Annotated in this window: 16 protein-coding genes; 9 read left to right on the forward strand and 7 right to left on the reverse strand. The window is 65.3% G+C overall.

Annotated features, from left to right (window positions below):
* Positions 1–340 precede the first annotated feature (340 nt).
* From J6595_RS19950 to uraH, 5 genes are all read right to left on the reverse strand, one after another.
* The gene (locus J6595_RS19950; protein WP_209597034.1) at positions 341–679 is read right to left on the reverse strand and encodes a type II toxin-antitoxin system HicB family antitoxin; all 339 of its coding nucleotides are present in this window, start codon (positions 677–679) and stop codon (positions 341–343) included.
* Complete coding sequence (locus J6595_RS19955; protein WP_342453253.1) at positions 676–885, reverse strand: type II toxin-antitoxin system HicA family toxin; 210 nt, start codon at positions 883–885, stop codon at positions 676–678. The genes J6595_RS19950 and J6595_RS19955 overlap by 4 nt, the downstream gene beginning before the upstream one ends.
* 128 nt (positions 886–1,013) lie before the next feature.
* Positions 1,014–3,428 (reverse strand): xanthine dehydrogenase molybdopterin binding subunit, encoded by a 2,415-nt coding sequence (xdhB, locus tag J6595_RS19960; RefSeq protein WP_209597106.1) that lies wholly within the window; start codon positions 3,426–3,428, stop codon positions 1,014–1,016.
* The gene (xdhA, locus tag J6595_RS19965; RefSeq protein WP_209597038.1) at positions 3,428–4,954 is read right to left on the reverse strand and encodes a xanthine dehydrogenase small subunit; all 1,527 of its coding nucleotides are present in this window, start codon (positions 4,952–4,954) and stop codon (positions 3,428–3,430) included. The genes xdhB and xdhA overlap by 1 nt, the downstream gene beginning before the upstream one ends.
* Positions 4,954–5,319 (reverse strand): hydroxyisourate hydrolase, encoded by a 366-nt coding sequence (uraH, locus tag J6595_RS19970; RefSeq protein ID WP_209597040.1) that lies wholly within the window; start codon positions 5,317–5,319, stop codon positions 4,954–4,956. The genes xdhA and uraH overlap by 1 nt, the downstream gene beginning before the upstream one ends.
* A gap of 194 nt (positions 5,320–5,513) precedes the next feature.
* Here uraH and J6595_RS19975 point away from each other — a divergent pair, with 194 nt between their 5' ends.
* On the forward strand, positions 5,514–6,554 hold the full coding sequence (locus tag J6595_RS19975) for a DUF1963 domain-containing protein (protein ID WP_209597042.1): 1,041 nt from the start codon (positions 5,514–5,516) through the stop codon (positions 6,552–6,554).
* A gap of 68 nt (positions 6,555–6,622) precedes the next feature.
* Here J6595_RS19975 and tesB read toward each other — a convergent pair whose 3' ends face one another.
* The gene (gene tesB, locus J6595_RS19980; RefSeq protein ID WP_209597044.1) at positions 6,623–7,483 is read right to left on the reverse strand and encodes an acyl-CoA thioesterase II; all 861 of its coding nucleotides are present in this window, start codon (positions 7,481–7,483) and stop codon (positions 6,623–6,625) included.
* A gap of 154 nt (positions 7,484–7,637) precedes the next feature.
* On the opposite strand from tesB, the gene J6595_RS19985 reads away from it, so the two are divergent.
* Positions 7,638–8,885, forward strand: a complete 1,248-nt coding sequence (locus J6595_RS19985) for a ubiquinone biosynthesis hydroxylase (RefSeq protein WP_209597046.1) — start codon at positions 7,638–7,640, stop codon at positions 8,883–8,885.
* 541 nt (positions 8,886–9,426) lie between these two features.
* On the opposite strand, the gene J6595_RS19990 is transcribed toward J6595_RS19985, so the two are convergent.
* A complete protein-coding gene (locus J6595_RS19990; protein ID WP_209597048.1) occupies positions 9,427–10,659 on the reverse strand; it encodes an ABC transporter substrate-binding protein in 1,233 nt (410 codons plus the stop codon).
* Positions 10,660–11,136: 477 nt separating this feature from the next.
* Between J6595_RS19990 and J6595_RS19995 the strand changes: the two genes are divergently transcribed.
* The 7 genes from J6595_RS19995 to J6595_RS20025 all read left to right on the forward strand — a co-directional run bounded on the left by J6595_RS19995 (position 11,137) and on the right by J6595_RS20025 (position 15,601).
* The gene (locus tag J6595_RS19995) at positions 11,137–11,346 is read left to right on the forward strand and encodes a cold-shock protein (protein WP_134762967.1); all 210 of its coding nucleotides are present in this window, start codon (positions 11,137–11,139) and stop codon (positions 11,344–11,346) included.
* A 28-nt stretch (positions 11,347–11,374) separates the two neighbouring features.
* Positions 11,375–11,581: a hypothetical protein gene (locus J6595_RS20000; RefSeq protein WP_209597050.1), complete on the forward strand. Its 207-nt coding sequence runs from the start codon at positions 11,375–11,377 to the stop codon at positions 11,579–11,581.
* A 79-nt stretch (positions 11,582–11,660) separates the two neighbouring features.
* A complete protein-coding gene (locus J6595_RS20005; RefSeq protein WP_209597052.1) occupies positions 11,661–11,888 on the forward strand; it encodes a hypothetical protein in 228 nt (75 codons plus the stop codon).
* A gap of 354 nt (positions 11,889–12,242) precedes the next feature.
* On the forward strand, positions 12,243–12,593 hold the full coding sequence (locus J6595_RS20010) for a DUF2849 domain-containing protein (protein WP_209597055.1): 351 nt from the start codon (positions 12,243–12,245) through the stop codon (positions 12,591–12,593).
* Between the two features lie 61 nt (positions 12,594–12,654).
* Positions 12,655–14,343 carry a nitrite/sulfite reductase gene (locus tag J6595_RS20015; protein WP_209597056.1) on the forward strand — a complete coding sequence of 563 codons (1,689 nt, stop codon included), beginning with the start codon at positions 12,655–12,657 and terminating at the stop codon, positions 14,341–14,343.
* Entirely contained in the window at positions 14,343–14,858 is a 516-nt protein-coding gene (locus J6595_RS20020) for a DUF934 domain-containing protein (RefSeq protein WP_209597059.1), read from the forward strand. Before J6595_RS20015 ends, J6595_RS20020 begins: the two co-directional genes overlap by 1 nt.
* The gene (locus J6595_RS20025) at positions 14,855–15,601 is read left to right on the forward strand and encodes a phosphoadenylyl-sulfate reductase (protein WP_209597061.1); all 747 of its coding nucleotides are present in this window, start codon (positions 14,855–14,857) and stop codon (positions 15,599–15,601) included. Before J6595_RS20020 ends, J6595_RS20025 begins: the two co-directional genes overlap by 4 nt.
* Positions 15,602–16,123: the final 522 nt, after the last annotated feature.

The raw sequence follows: 16,123 nt of genomic DNA on the forward strand, positions 1-16,123 counted from the left end.
GATCTTTTCCGATGACGAAAGAGGTCATGACAGCCGAATGTCCGCGCCTCGGCACGCCCCGCTCTGCCCTGCCGGACATCTCCCCCACGAGGGGGGAGATCGATCTCGCGAAACCGCCGCCACCTGGAATCCGGCGCTCGTCGAGGCATAGACGTCTGAGAAAAAGGCGGAAACGATGCCGCGCCCAATCTCCCCCCTTGTGGGGGAGATGTCCGGCAGGACAGAGGGGGGTGGCTGGGCGCCGTCACGTCAATCGGTCCTCCCCGGCACCGGCTTGGAACGCTCGAGCGGGCTTGGTCGACAAGCCAGGAGACTTTGTCATTGCGCCCACGCCTGCCTCTCATTCATCCCGTGCCGCACGTTCGATCGCCTCTCCAACCCATTCATTGAGGCTCTTCTGCTGGGCCTTCGCCGCAGTCACGGCGGCGGCATGCAGGTCCGCTTCGATCCGAACGTTGAACTTTCCGGAAAAACCGCGGAATGGCTCGATGCCGTTTTCGGCGCACATTTCGAGATAGGTCTTCAAGGAAAGACGTCCTTCCTCCTTCAGTCCATCGACGCTCGTGGCATAAAAATCCGCTCCACCACTGAGATTCACGAATTCTCCGCGAAACATCCCGATCTCCGGATCAAAGGTGACAACCGCCTTCTGACCGTCGATTTCCATCACATTGTTCATGACGGCCTCACCCCGTTCGATTCGAGCCATTTCCTGATCGACACGACCGCACCTTTGTCGGTTTCCGGGGACGGATGCGGGCGATGAAAGACGCGGATTTCGCCGAACAGGATCACACCCACCCTCGAACCTGCCCGCTCTTCGATCTTCGCACCCAGATCGAGCAGCAAGGCCTCGATATCGTCCCACCGGATCGTCCCGCTCACGGGTCGCGCGAAAAGCGCATCGAGCGTGCGCCGATGCCGTTTCTTCATCGCAGATCAGTACCAATATATAGTACCGTCATCGAGGCAGTCCAGACGGGTTCTGCCGGGTCGGCCGTGCAGACATCGTGCTACTGGCTCCTGACATCCTCCACCGCCATTAACACCCTTTCCGGCGTCGCGGGGGCATCGAGGCGCGGAAACGCCCGTCCATTGCCGGCCGCACACACCGCGTCGGTCAGCGCCGAGAATACCGAGATCGCCAGCATGAAGGGCGGTTCGCCGACGGCTTTCGAACGATAGACGGTCTCGGCGCGGTTCTCGCCCTTGTCCCAGATGGCGATCCTGAGATCGTCCGGCCGGTCGTTGGAGGTCGGGATCTTGTAGGTGGAGGGCGCGTGGGTCTTCAGCCGGCCCTTGTCGTCCCACCAGAGCTCTTCCGTCGTCAGCCAGCCCATCCCCTGGACGAAGCCACCCTCGATCTGGCCCATGTCGATCGCCGGATTGAGCGACCTGCCGACGTCATGGAGGATGTCGGCGCGCAAGAGCCGGTATTCGCCGGTCAGCGTGTCGATCACGACTTCCGAACAGGCCGCGCCATAGGCGAAGTAATAGAAGGGCCGGCCGCTCGCCGCTTCCCGGTCGTAGTCGATCTCCGGCGTGGCGTAAAAGCCGGTCGAGGACAGCGAGATGCGCGCGAGATAGGCTTCGCCGACGAGATCGGAAAAGCGCTTCTCGTCGTTGCCGATGCGCACGCGGTTCGCCTCGAAAACCACCTGCTCTTTCGGTACGTGATAGCGCTCGGAAGCAAAGGCGATCAGCCGGTCCTTGATCGTGCGGGCCGCATTCAGCGCGGCCATGCCGTTGAGGTCGGAGCCCGACGAGGCCGCCGTCGCGGAGGTGTTGGGCACTTTCGCCGTCGTCGTCGCGGTGATCTTCACCTTGCCCAGATCGATCTGGAACTCCTCGGCGACGACCTGGGCCACCTTGACGAACAGCCCCTGTCCCATCTCGGTGCCGCCGTGGTTCAGATGCACCGAGCCGTCCTTGTAGACATGGACGAGGGCGCCGGCCTGGTTGAGATGTGTTGTCGTGAAGGAGATGCCGAACTTCACCGGCGTCAGCGCCAGTCCCTTCTTGAAGATCGTACTGCCGGCGTTGAACGCCTTCACCGCCTCGCAGCGGGCCCGGTAGTCCGACGAGGCTTCCAGTTCCTCGACGATCTCGGCGATGACGCAGTCGGTGACCGGCATGTGATAGGGCGTCACCGCCGGCTCTTCGCCGATGGCCGGATAGAAGTTGCGCTTGCGCACATCCAGGGGATCGACGCCTGTCAGAAAGGCGATCTCGTCCATCGCCCGCTCGATGCCGACCATCCCCTGCGGCCCGCCGAAGCCCCGGAAGGCGGTGTTCGACACGGTATGGGTCTTCAGCCGCCGGGAATGGATGCGTGCGGCTTTCAGATCATAGGCGTTGTCGGCGTGAAACATCGCCCGGTCGGCGATGGCGGCCGACAGATCGCGGGAATAGCCGCAGCGGACACAATGCTCGAAATCGGCGGCGAGGATCGTCCCGTCTTCGGCAAAGCCGAGATCGTAGTCGATCCGCGTCTCATGGCGCTTGCCGGTCATCTCCATGTCGTCGTCGCGGTCGAGCCGGCATTTCGCCGGGCGGCCGGTCTTCACCGCAACGAGCGCGGCGACCGCCGCAAACAGCGCCGGCTGGCTTTCCTTGCCGCCGAAGCCGCCGCCCATGCGCCTCAGCTCCACCGTCACCGCGTGATCAGGCACGCCGAGCATCTTGGCGACATTGTGCTGGACCTCCGAGGGGTGCTGCGTGGAAGAGCGCACGAAAACGTCGCCGTCCTCCATGGGAATGGCCGTGGCGATCTGGCCTTCCAGATAGAAATGGTCCTGCCCGCCGACCTCGACCCGGCCGCTTGCCCGTAGCGGCGCGGCTTCGAGCGCGGACGCGGCATCGCCGAGCCGCATCTCGTAGGCCGGCAACAGGTCTTCGCCCGCTTCGTCCGCATGGGCGAGCGCCGCGTCGATGGAGATCGCCGCCGGCAGGTCCTCATAGTCGACGACGGCAAGCTTTGCCGCCGCGCGGGCCTGAAGCTCGGTCTCGGCCGCCACGGCAAAGAGCGGCTGGCCGACATATTGGACGACGGCGCACTCGCCCTGAAGCGGCGGGAAGATCGGATCGTCGCCGAAGACCGGCGAATAGTCGTTCTCGCCGGGGATGTCCTCGGCGGTCAGCACGGCGGCGACGCCCGGCGCGGCACGAGCTGCCGCAAGGTCGAGCCGCGCGATCTTCGCATGGGCGCGCGCCGACATGGCGATGAAGACCTGCAGCGTTCCCGGCAGTTCCGGCTCGTCGTCGCCATAGCGCGCCGCGCCCGTGACGTGCTTCATGCCGCTGTCATGGGCGGCCGGCGTCGCAACGCCGCCCCTGATCCGCGCTTCGTGGCCCGGTGGCCGCTCGTTCAGTTCGGCGATGCCCGGCTCGCCGGCGCCGGAGCGATCCTGGATGCGGGTCTCGTCCATCATGAAGCTCCGCCGATCGGGGCCATGTCGAGGGTTTCCGGGCCCATGCCGGCAATGCGCCCCGACGCCTCGCCGGCGAGTTCCAGCTGAAACCGCTTCAACAGGTTCTGCGCCGTCTTTAGCCGGTACTCGCTGGAAGCGCGCATGTCGGTGAGCGGCGAGAAATCCTCAGCCATTGCCGCCATCGCGTCCGCGGCCGCATCAGCGTCGAACGGCCGGCCGACGAGCTTTGCCTCCGCCGCCTTCGCCCGCTTCGGCACGCCGGCCATGCCGCCGAATGCAAGCCGCGCCTCGGCGACGATCACGTCCTCGCCCGAAGCCTCGAAGGTCAGGCAAAACGCCGCCATGACCGCCGAGATATCGCTGTCGAAGCGCTTGGAGATCTTATGGGCGAAGAAGCGCTGATTGTCGGCGAGCCGCGGCACCTCGATGGCGGCGACGAACTCGCCCATGGCCCTGTCCTGCTTGCCGTATTCGATGAAGAAATCCTCCAGCGCCACGATGCGCAGATCGTCGCCCTTCCTGAGGAAAATCCGCCCCCCCAGCGCGATCAGGCAGGGCGGCAGGTCGCCGATCGGCGAGCCGTTGGCGATGTTGCCGCCGAGCGTGCCGGCATTGCGGATCTGGGTGCCGGCAAAGCGGCGCAGCATCTCGCCGAGATCGGGATGGATGCCGGCCAGCACCTCGCGGGCCTCGCGATGGGTGATCGCCGCGCCGAAATAGACCCGGCCGGCCGCCTCCTCGATGACCTTCAGATCGCGCACGTGGCTGATGTCGATGAGAAGCGGCAGCTCGCGATACTGCTTGGTCACCCAGAGCCCTATATCGGTCGCCCCGGCGACGAGAACGGCATCGGGATGGGCGGCATAGGTGTCGGCGAGCTCGTCGACACTGGTCGGCGAAAACCAGCGATGACCGTCAGATGCGTAGGAAAAGACCCCCTCGCCTTCGAGCTGCGCAAGTCGCGCCGACAGCGCCGCATCCTCTGCGCCCGTGTCCGGCACCGGTTCGTCGGCGATTTCCAGCCCGGCCTCGATGATCGGGCCATAGCCGGTGCAGCGGCAGAGATTGCCGGCAATCGCATCCTTCACCGACTGGCGGTCGGTGAGCGCCCCGGTCAGCCAGCCGGCGTGCAGCTGCATGACGAAGCCCGGCGTGCAGAAGCCGCACTGGCTGGCATGGTTCTCCACCATCGCCGTCTGCAGCGGCGTCGGTCCGTTCCGGCCGATATGCTCGATGGTCTCGATCGCCCGGCCGTTCATGGCGGGCAGGAACTGGATGCAGGCATTGACCGAGCGGCGGGTCAGGCCGCCGGCCCCGTCATGTTCGCACAAAAGCACGGTGCAGGCGCCGCAATCGCCCTCGGCGCAGCCCTCCTTGGTGCCGGTGAGGCGCTCGGGGCCGCGCAGATAGTCGAGCAGGGTCGTCGTCGGCGACACGCCCGCAACCTCCCGCTCGGCGCCGTTGAGAACGAAGCGGATCGGGCGGATCGCAGGCTCGGCCGGTCGGGTCGCGGTGTCGGTCATCAGCTCCCCCGATAGGTCGAATAAGCGTAAGGGGAGACGAGCAGCGGCACATGATAATGCGCCGGCTCGGCGATGCCGAAGCGGATCGGGACGATGTCGAGGAAGGCCGGTTCGGGCAGCGCGACGCCGAGGCCGCGAAAATAGTCAGCGACGTGGAAGACCAGCTCGTAAGAGCCCTGCGCCATTTCCTCGCCGACGAGCAGCGGCCCGTCCACCCGGCCGTCCTCGTTGGTGGTGACGGACTTCAGCGGAGTTTGCGATCCGCCCTCGCGGCGGACGAGGTCGATCCGCATGCCGGCGGCGGGACGACCGTGCATCGTATCGAGAACGTGGGTCGTCAGTCTGGCGGCGTTTGCCTCGGCCATTCAAGCGGTTCCGTCATTTTTGACCATCTGGTCAGGCAGTTTGCAACGGTCATCCCCTGCTTCGCAAGGGCTCGGTGAACAGCTGGATCTGACGCCCGCATGAGTTAGGTTCATGGCCGTCGGACGACGGGCCGTAGGCGGTTGCCATCGGCAGACCGACGAACCGCCGCAATGCGGCCCAACGGGATGAGTTCATGTTCGAGAGTCTCAACGACGCCGCAGCCGCCCTGGAAGCGCTTTTCGACCGACCGCAGCTGGATATCGTGGTCGAGGCACTGGTTCCGGCGATCGTCTTTGCGCCGCTGCCGGACAGTGTCCGAAAGACCGGGGGCTCACGGCTCGGTGGCACGCCCGACATGGCGCCAGGCAGCGTCTGGCCGAGCCCGACACCACCCGAAGACCCCGCCGAGATCGCCGATCGCGGCCGTGGCGAGACGCTCCGCCAGCATCTTGCGGCTGATCTGCCCTTTGCCTTCATCGCGCAGCTGGATCTGAAAGACGCCGCGGCGCTGGGAGACATCGCCGCCGACCTGCCGGATGCCGGCAGGCTGCTGTTCTTCGCCGATCTCCCCGTCCTACCTTGGGAAGCCGGATCGCGGCCCGTTCGCGTCGTCTACGACCAGTCGGCCGAAAGCGATCTCGCGCCGCTGCCGATGCACGCAGAGCTTTCCGAAGCCGCCGCTGCCGAGAGGGCCGAGATGGCGAAAATCCAGGAGCGATTTGGTCGCGCCCGTCCGCCCGAGACAGCGGGAACGCATTTTGCCGCCGTCGGGCGCGAAATAAAGCTGCGAAAGGTGTTCAAGCTTCCCGATCCGGCCTCGCTGGAAATTGCGGCGATCCCGGACCTCCAGGTGAGATCCCAGTCACCGGCGACTGACGATTTTCGCGACGACTACGAGGAGGCCATCGAATTATTCCAGGAGGGGTTCGACTCGCGCCGCAGCGGCAAGCGCCAACAGCTTCTCGGCAGCCCCCAGCCCGAGCAGGACGATCCGCGCTACGATGCCGTCGTCGTCTCGACCTTCGGCAAGCAGGACCTGTCATCGCAGGAATGGCAGGCGAACAAGGCGATGATCAAGGAACGCGCGGTGGAGTGGCGGCTCTTGTTCCAGCTCGATCTCGCCGACTGGATGCAGGCCGATCTGATCGAGGGTACGATTTTCTTCCTCATCCGTCAGGATGACCTGACCAGACACGACTTCGATCGCGTCGTCGGCGTCTATCAACAGACCTGAGACGACCGCTTCCTGCGCCATGACCTGACCGGCCGCCCAAAGATCCGGCCAGAGATCACGCCGAGAAATCACCGCTTCGGCCGGATCAGCCCTTCCTGCGCCACCGAGGCGATCAGCGTGCCGTCGAGGCCGTAGAGCGAGCCGCGCGTCAGCCCTCGCCCGCCGGAGGAGGACGGCGAATCCTGGGTGTAGAGCATCCACTCCGACACCCGCGCCGGCCGGTGAAACCACATCGCATGGTCGAGGCTCGCCGCCTGGACCCTTTCGTCGAAGACCGAAAGCCCATGGGCAAAGAGCGCCGTGTCGAGCAGGGTCATGTCGGAGAGATAGGCGAGGACGACGGTGTTGAGGGCCGCATCGTCCCCGACATCGCCGCGGCAGCGCACCCAGCTGTGCTGGTACGGCTCGAGCTTTTCGTTCGACAGGAAGTGCTCGAGGCGAACCGGGCGGAACTCGATCGGCCGCTGCCGCTGCCAGTAGCGCTGGACCGCGGGCGAGGCGTTCTTCAGGAACAGCTCTTCCACCGCCTTGCTGTCGGGCAGCTCGTCGGGCCGGGGAACGTCCGGCATCGCCAGTTGATGCTCGAAGCCCTCTTCGTGTTTCTGGAAAGAGGCCGACAGCGAGAAGATCGCCTTGCCATGCTGCATGGCGACGATGCGGCGGGTGGTGAACGAGCCCCCGTCCCGGATCCGGTCGACGCTGTAGACGATCGGCACCGCCGGGTCGCCCGGCCGCATGAAATAGCAATGCAGGGAGTGGCAGGCGCGCTCCGGCGGGACGGTCCGGATCGCGGCAGTCAGCGCCTGGGCGATCACCTGCCCGCCGAAAACGCGCTGCCATCCATTGTCCGGACTCACCCCGCGAAACAGATCTTCCTCGAGTTTTTCGAGGTCGAGGATCGTCAGAAGCTGTTCAACCGGGTCGCTCATCCATAGATACTCCGCATTGGGCGCCCCGTTCGTACAAGGTGCCCGCATCGATCGCAAAGGTCTTGGAAGGGCTCTGCCCGACGCGGCCTTTTCATGCACACAGAGAAGGCGGCCGCCCGTTCGGACGTGACCGGCAGCCCGTGGAGACGAGACGATGAGCGAAACGACCGCGAACAGGCCGGACGACAGGGTCGATATTCTCGTCGCCGGCGCCGGCTATGTCGGCCTGACGACGGCCGTCGCCATCAAGCAGGCAGCCCCGCATCTCACCGTTTCGATCGTCGATGCGGCCCCCGACGAGGTGTGGAAAAAGGACGGCCGCGCCTCGGCCGTCGCCGCCGCCGCCGTCAAGATGCTCGATCAGCTTCAGATCTGGCCTTCGATCGTCGGCGAGGCGCAGCCGATCACCGAGATGATCGTCACCGATTCCAAGGCCGCCGATGCGGTCCGCCCGGTCTTCCTCACCTTCGGCGGCGAAGCGCAGCCGGGCGAGCCCTTCGCCCATATGACCCCCAATGTCGCGCTCAACGGCGCCTTGCGAGACCGCGCCGGCGAACTCGGCATTTCCATCCGCCAGGGCCTTGCGGTTTCCGGCATCACCGAGGCCGTCGGCCATGTCGATGTCCGGCTTTCGGACGGATCGACGCTTGCCGCGCGGCTGCTCGTCGCCTGCGACGGCGTCAAGTCGGCGATCCGCGACATGGCGGGCATCCGCACGCTCTACTGGGACTATGGCCAGTCCGGCATCGTCGCAACCGTCGGCCACGAGCGCCCGCATGAGGGCCGGGCCGAGGAACACTTTCTCCCCTCCGGCCCCTTCGCCATCCTGCCGCTCAAGGGCAACCGCTCCTCGCTGGTCTGGACCGAGCCGACCCGGGAGGCCGAGCGCCTCGTCAATGCCGACGACATGGTGTTCGAGCTGGAACTCGAACAGCGCTTCGGCCACCGCCTCGGCGCACTCACCGTCGAGGGGCCCCGCCGCGCCTTTCCGCTCGGCCTGACGCTCGCCCGCGACTTCGTCAAACCGCGCGTCGCCCTTGCCGGCGACGCCGCCCACGGCATCCACCCGATCGCCGGCCAGGGCCTCAATCTCGGCTTCAAGGACGCGGCGGCCCTCGCCGAAACCGTCGTCGATGCCGAACGCCGCGGCCTCGACATCGGCGCGATCGACGTTCTGGAGGGCTACCAGCGCTGGCGGCGCTTCGACACCGTCCAGATGGGCGTCACCACCGACGTCCTCAACCGCCTGTTTTCCAACGACAACACGGTCCTGCGCATGGCCCGCTCCTTCGGCCTGTCGCTGGTCGACCGGGCGCCGTCGCTGAAGGACTTCTTCATCGGCCAGGCCGCAGGGCTAACCAAGGGGCCGAGCCCGCGATTGTTGAGGGGCGAGGCGATCTGAGCGGTGAAGTCATAGGCGGGACGCCCGCATTTCAGGATGCGCTGCCTCATTCGCACATTCTGACGAGCGCGCCGATGCTGTAGAACAGGCGTCCGCTTTTATCGCGCTCGTCATGCTCGGGCCCCGTCCCGAGCATCCAGTGCGCCGTTTAAGCTTCTGTTGTGTCAGACGTTTCTGGATTCTCGGGACGGGGCCCCAGAATGACGAAGCGTCGAATGCTGCGCCTTCTCGATCAAGTCGTGCCCCCTTAAGGATCGTGTCGCGCACTGAGCGTCCATTCGGACGCATGGCGCTTCAAGCCTGAGCGCCCCCATTCCGAGACTCGACCGATATATGATCAGGCGAGTCTCGAAGCGCGCGGGCGCGCGTCCATGGATCTGCCTCTTGAAACGAGAAGAAAACACCGAGCCGGCAGAAGCCCCCTTGCCCTTCGAGGCTCGCCTCGCTTGGCTCGGGTCGCTCCTCAGGACGAGGGGGCTTCTGCTTCCAGACGGCGACAATTGGTCCGCAGGTGCAAAACCCACGGACCCCCGCCATCACATCACTTGGCGGCGGTCTTCGCCGCCTCGCAGCTGCCGTCGGCGATCGACTGGAAGGCCTGATCGCCGGGGATGGTGCGGATGATCTTGTAGTAGTCCCACTTTTCCTTGCTCTCCTCCGGCGTCTTCACCTGGGCGAGGAACATGTCGTGGACCATCAGACCGTCGGCGCGGACCTTGCCATTGCGGGCGAAGGCGTCCTCGATCGGCATGGTCTTCAGCTGGGCGATGACCTTTTTCGGATCGTCGGTTCCGATCTCCTTGACGGCCTTCAGATATTGCAGCGCCGAGGAATACATGCCGGCCTGCACCATGGTCGGCTTCGACCCTGTCTTCTCCTCGAACTTGGCGCTCCATTCGCGCGCCTTGTCGTCGAGATCCCAGTAGAAGCCGGTGGTCAGCGTCAGCCCCTTCGCCGCGTCGAGGCCGAGGGCGTCGACGTCGGTGAGGAAGAGGAGAAGCGAGGCGAGCTTCTGGCCGCCCTGGACGATGCCGAATTCCTGCGCCTGCTTGACCGAATTCTGGGTGTCGGTGCCGGCATTGGCAAGGCCGATCACCTGGGCACCCGAGCCCTGCGCCTGCAGGAGGAAGGAGGAAAAGTCCGGCGTCGGGAACGGCGCGGCGACCTGGCCGACCACCTCGCCGCCATTGGCCTTTACGGCATTCGCCGCAGTCTTTTCCAGATTGTGCCCGAAGGTGTAGTCGGCAGTGATGAAGTACCAGGACTTGTCGCCCTCCTTCACCATGGCGACGGCCGTTCCGTTGGCGAGGGCGTCGGTGTCGTAGGTCCAGTGGAGACCCGTCTCGGGCGCGCAGTTCTCGTTGGTGAGAGCGTTGGTGGCGCCGCCGTTGTTGATGTAGGCGACGTTCTTTTCCGAGGTGATGCCCTGGAGCGCGATGCCGGCGCCGGAATTGGCGCCGCCCAGGATCAGGTCGACATGGTCCTGATCGGCCCATTGGCGGGCGATGTTGGAGCCGATATCCGCCTTGTTCTGGTGATCACCCGACAGAAGCTGGATCGGCTTGCCGTCGATCTGGCCGCCCATCTCGTCGATGGCCATCTGGACCGCCGCGACGGACCCCTCGCCGTCGAGCGCCGAATAGGCGCCGGACATGTCGAGAATCATGCCGATCTTGACGGCGTCGTTGCTGATGCCGCCGGCATCCTGCGCGCTGGCCGCGCCCGCCAGAGCCGTGGCGGCTCCCGCCAAGAGAACCGTCTTCAGAAATTTCATGCTGTTTCCTCCCATGAAAACCCGTTCGGGCACCGCGATGGCCATCGACACCTCCTGTCGATGGCGACCGTCGCACAACCGCCGTCACCGACCATTGCGCGCTGCCCGTCGCCATAGTGAACGGCCTCTGCCTCAAGGGCAAATCGAACTTTAGGTTGAGGCCTGGAGCGGGCGGAAACACCGCGCCGGCAGGCGCCAGGACAACGCCAACGGCCGGTAGGTCAGGGATGCTGACGCAAGCGCCGAAAAAAATAAACGCCCCTGCCCGCCTTGCGCCCGCCATCGATAGCGGGCATATTCAACCCATCGATCTTGCTTGTAAAATTTCGGTTCCGCGCCAGCCGCTTCGGCTTGAGGTGTCTCACACACCCGCATCGGACAGAGGCGCACCGACTGATCTTCTCTTCAAAATCGAAAAGCCAAGGACCAGGCGTTCGGCCTGATCCGCATCACTATGTCGATACGAAGGAGATCGCCATGCCCGTCGGAACCGTAAAGTTCTTCAATACTCAAAAAGGCTTCGGCTTCATCGCTCCCGAAGGCGGTTCGCAGGACGTTTTCGTCCATGCCACGGCCGTTGAGCGCGCCGGCCTCGGCACCATCGTCGAAGGCCAGAAGCTGCAGTTCGAAGTCGTCACGGACCGCCGCACCGGCCGTTCGTCGGCCGACAATCTGCAGGCTGTCTAAGCCACTTGCTTCAGGACGCTGACCACGGATGTACCGGCAGCGTCGTCAGGCGATAGAGGAAGGCCGGGTTCGCCCGGCCTTTTTTGTTGGCGGAACGCCGCCGCGCCGCGCGCTGCCGGGTGAAATGCCGAATGGCCCCGACAAGCACCATGCCTGTGCGGAACAGTTTGTCGCCCTATCTATCTTCAACGAAGGCCCGGTCCGAAAGATCAGCCGGCAGGGCAGCATGCGGTGATCAGACGATCTCCTCGCGTCCCCCGCAATCGAAGCGGACGCGAACGGCGCTTTGACGCCTGACGACGAGCGAGACCAACATGAATCAGAAAACCCTTGATCGGGCCGAGCGGGTCTTCGGAACGCCGGTCGAACGCCATGAAAAGGGGTCTGCCATGACCCTGATCCGCGAAGAGTCCGACGCGACGCGCGAAAAGTCGGCCAAATTGAAGGCGATGCGGCTGGCCCGCGAGGCGGATGCTCCCGAAGAGCCCACGGCCCCGACACGCGCCGCTCCGAAGAAGAAGGTCAAGCGCGGCCGCACTTAAGGCGCGCGCCCTGCCGGATGGCGCTCAGCCAGGCGGGCATCCTTCATGAGACCGTGAAGGAAGGCCTCGTTCTTCGAAGTTCGATGCCCTGCAGACGCGACATCGCCCGCGCCGGGACGAAAGCGACGAGCTCGCCCCATCGATCGGCCGCACCCTCGGGGAGCTGAGCGATTCGTTCCGCCAAGCCGCGCCATCGGGGTAATTTGTTTCCCTTCTGCGCCTCACAAGACAATCCGCGCCCGTGATCGTTTCGCCGATCCAGCCTATCTAGAACGTCACCAGACCGGCATGGCGCATCGATCCCATCGGACGATGCTTCTTTTATCGCCGGGAACCGGCCGACGGAGAGAGACGATGGCGAAAGACCACCGCGCGGGATCGAAGGTTCGCGGCGACAAGCTGCCGGCGATCCTCATGGCGAGCCACCTGCTCGAGGGCGACACCGTCTTTCTGAGCGAAAGCGGCTGGACCCTCGACCCGTCAGCGGCCCGGATCGCGCACGATGCGGAAACTTCGGCAGCCATGGAGGCCGAAGGCAAAGCGGCAGCCAGCGCCAACATCGTCATCGACCCCTATCTCGTGCCCGTCGATCTGACCGAAAGCGGCCTGCCGCTTGCCCGGCATTTCCGCGACGCCATGCGCCAGCGCGGGCCGTCGATCCACCCCGACATGGGCAAGCAGGCCGAGTTCGCGCCGCTCGACTGACATTTTTCGAAGTTGCGCCGCGCGGGCCGACCGCCCCGGCGCCGACCACAAGGGACGCATCATGTACCGCTATGATGAATTCGACGAACGTTTCGTGCGCGAACGCGTCGCCCAGTTCCGCGGCCAGGTCGAGCGGCGGCTCGACGGCTCGCTGAGCGAGGACGAGTTCAAGCCGTTGCGGCTGAAGAACGGGCTCTATCTCCAGCTCCACGCCTACATGCTGCGCATCGCTGTGCCCTACGGCACGATGAATAGCCGTCAGCTGCGCCAGCTGGCGCACATCGCCGAGACCTACGACAAGGGCTACGGCCACTTCACCACGCGCCAGAACCTGCAGTTCAACTGGCCGAAGCTGAAGGATGTGCCTGAGATCCTGGACCTTCTTGCCGATGTCGAGATGCACTGCATCCAGACCTCGGGCAACTGCATCCGCAACGTGACGTCGGACCAGTTTGCCGGCGTCGCCAAAGACGAGGTCGAGGACCCGCGCCCGACCGCCGAGCTCCTGCGCCAGTGGTCGAGCCTGCATCCGGAATTCGTCTGGCTGCCGCGCAAGTTCAAGATCGCGGTGACCGGCGCCGAGCACGACCGCGCGGCGATCAAGGTCCACGACATCGGGCTGAAGCTGAAACGCGACGATGCCGGCGAGATCGGCTACGAGGTGAGCGTCGGCGGCGGGCTCGGCCGGACGCCGATGATCGGCAAGATCATCAAGGACTTCCTGCCGAAGAGCGAGCTTCTCGCCTATCTCGAAGCCGTCATGCGCGTTTACAATTCCGAAGGGCGGCGTGACAACAAGTACAAGGCACGCGTGAAAATTCTCGTCCACGAAACCGGCGAGGACGAGTTCCGCGCGATGGTGGAAGAGGAATACGCCAAGCTGGATGGACCGACCATCAACGCGCCGCAGGAAGAGGTCGAGCGGATCGCGGCCTATTTCGCCTCGCCCGCCTACGAGACGCTGCCCGAAACGTCGGCGACGCTCGCGAAGGCGCAGGCCAACGATCCGGCGCTCGCACGCTTCGTCGAGCAGAACGGCTTTGCCCACAAGCAGCCGGGCTATATCGCGCTCACCATCGCGCTGAAGGAGATCGGCGCGGTGCCCGGTGACATGAGTGCCGCCCAGATGCGTGCCTTCGCCGACATCGCCGAGCGCTATTCCTTCGACGAGTTCCGCGTCACCCACAGCCAGAACCTCGTCCTGCCGCATGTGAAGCAGGACGACGTCCCGGCCGTTTTCGCGGCGCTGAAGGAAGCCGGCCTCGCCTCCGCCAATGCCGGCCTGATCACCGACATCATCGCCTGCCCGGGCCTCGACTACTGTGCCCTGGCAACGGCGAAATCGATCCCGATCGCCCAGGCGATCGCCAAGACCTTCGCTGACGAGGAGCGCCAGAAGAAGATCGGCCTCCTGCCGATCAAGATTTCCGGCTGCATCAACGCCTGCGGCCATCACCATGTCGGTGCGATCGGGATTCTGGGGCTCGAAAAGGGCGGCCGCGAGAACTACCAGATCACCGTCGGCGGCGATGCCAGCGAGCATGCCGCCCTTGGCGAACGGCTCGGCCCCGGCATCGACGCGGCGGACGTGCCGGCCGCGATCGAGGCGATCGTCGAGACCTATCTTGGCGAGAAACAAGGTGGCGAAAGCTTCATGGAGACCGTCCGCCGGACCGGCCCCGAGCCGTTCAAGGCCGGGTTCACCGCCTTCATCGAAAGCCGGACACTCGAGACGGAGGCCGTCGGCTGATGACGCTGATCACCGAACAGGGCGCGGTGGAGGACCGCTTCACCCGCGCCGATACGCTGGAGGCGGCGCTTGCCGCCGATGGCCCCGTTTTGATCCCGCTGTGGCTCGTGGCAGAATATGCGAAGGTCCGTCCGCAGGCCGAGTTCGGCCTCTCGGTGACGGGTTCGACCGCGATCGAGGACGTCGCCCCGCATCTTGCGAAAGTCTCGCTGGTTGCGGTCGAATTTGCCGCCTTCGCCGACGGGCGCGGCTTTTCGCTGGCGCAGAAGATCCTGCGCGAGGGATATCAGGGGGTTCTTCGCGCCTCCGGCCCGCTGATCGCCGATGAGTTCGCCGACGCGCTCGCCTGCGGATTCACCGAGGTCGAGCTGCCGGAGACGCTGGCGAACCGGCAGCCGGTGCAGCAATGGCTGGCGGCCAAGGATACGATGAGCGATCATTATCAGAGCGGCTACGGGAGAGGGCCGAGCATTCTTCAAAAGCGCCATGCCGCGCGCAAAGGAGCAAGCGCATGACCCAGGATCCCGCACGCCTCGCCGAAACGCTCAATGCCGATTTCGGCCAGCTGTCTCCTCTCGACCGTCTCGTGAAGCTGCGCGAGGAAGTGAAGGGCCGCATCGTCTTCACCACCAGTCTTGGCCTCGAAGACCAGATGCTGACCCATCTCATCTTCTCCAACAACATCAAGATCGAGGTCGTCACCCTCGACACCGGCCGGCTCTATCCGGAGACCTACGACGTCTGGCGGCTGTCGGAGGAAAAATACGGCAAGCGCATCCACGCCAAATATCCCAAGGGCGAAGCGCTGGAGAACCTGATCGAGGAACAGGGGATCGACGGTTTCTACTACGCCAAGGAATTCCGGCTCAATTGCTGCGGCATTCGCAAGGTCGAGCCGCTCGGCCGGGCGCTCGACGGCGCCGCGGCATGGGTGACCGGCCTTCGCGGCGACCAGTCGCAGAACCGGCTGTCGATGACGTTCGTCAATTACGAAACCCAGAAGTCGCTCATCAAGGCGAACCCGCTGCTCGATCTGTCGCGTGACGACATCGCCCGCTTCAATGCCGACCACGGCGTTCCGGTCAACGCGCTCCATGACAAGGGCTTCCCCTCGATCGGCTGCGCGCCCTGCACGCGGGCCATCCAGCCCGGCGAGCCCGAGCGGGCGGGCCGCTGGTGGTGGGAGGACGACACCAAGCGGGAATGCGGCCTGCACGTGCCAGCCGCCACGGCCTCGAGCGAGGTCGCCGGGGCCTGAGATGTGCTGCCCTCGTCCTTCGAGGCCGCCGGCGGCGGCACCTCAGGATGAGGGGACACGTCGCGGGCAGTCGCAACACGGCATCCCAGTAGCCCCTCATCCTGAGGCGCGAGCGTAGCGAGCCTCGAAGGGCGAGGGGCGCCCGGCGCAGCCATCAAAGCCTCGTCATCCCGGGCTTGACCTTGGATCCATGCCTCTGCGGCACAGCGACGAACCGGTTCGTGACCTGGCGCGTGGGTCCGATCCGACTTGGCTGCTCGAACGATTTGGAATGGATCCCGGGTCAGGCCCGGGATGACGAAACCGGGAGCGGCGCGGCGTTTCAATAGCCCCTCATCCTGAGGTGCCGCTGCAGGCGGCCTCGAAGGGCGAGGGGCGCTCGGGACCGTCGGCAGTCCGCCGCGACGCAGGGCGAACGCCAACCCTCTCCGCGCCGTCATCCTTCGGGACAGGTCCAAGGATGACGACATCGATGCTGGCGCCGCCTCCCTCGTGGCTGCGTCTGGTTGGAAGGCGTCCGCT

The organism is Jiella mangrovi (assembly GCF_017815135.1).
GTDB classification, from domain to species: Bacteria; Pseudomonadota; Alphaproteobacteria; order Rhizobiales; family Rhizobiaceae; genus Jiella; species Jiella mangrovi.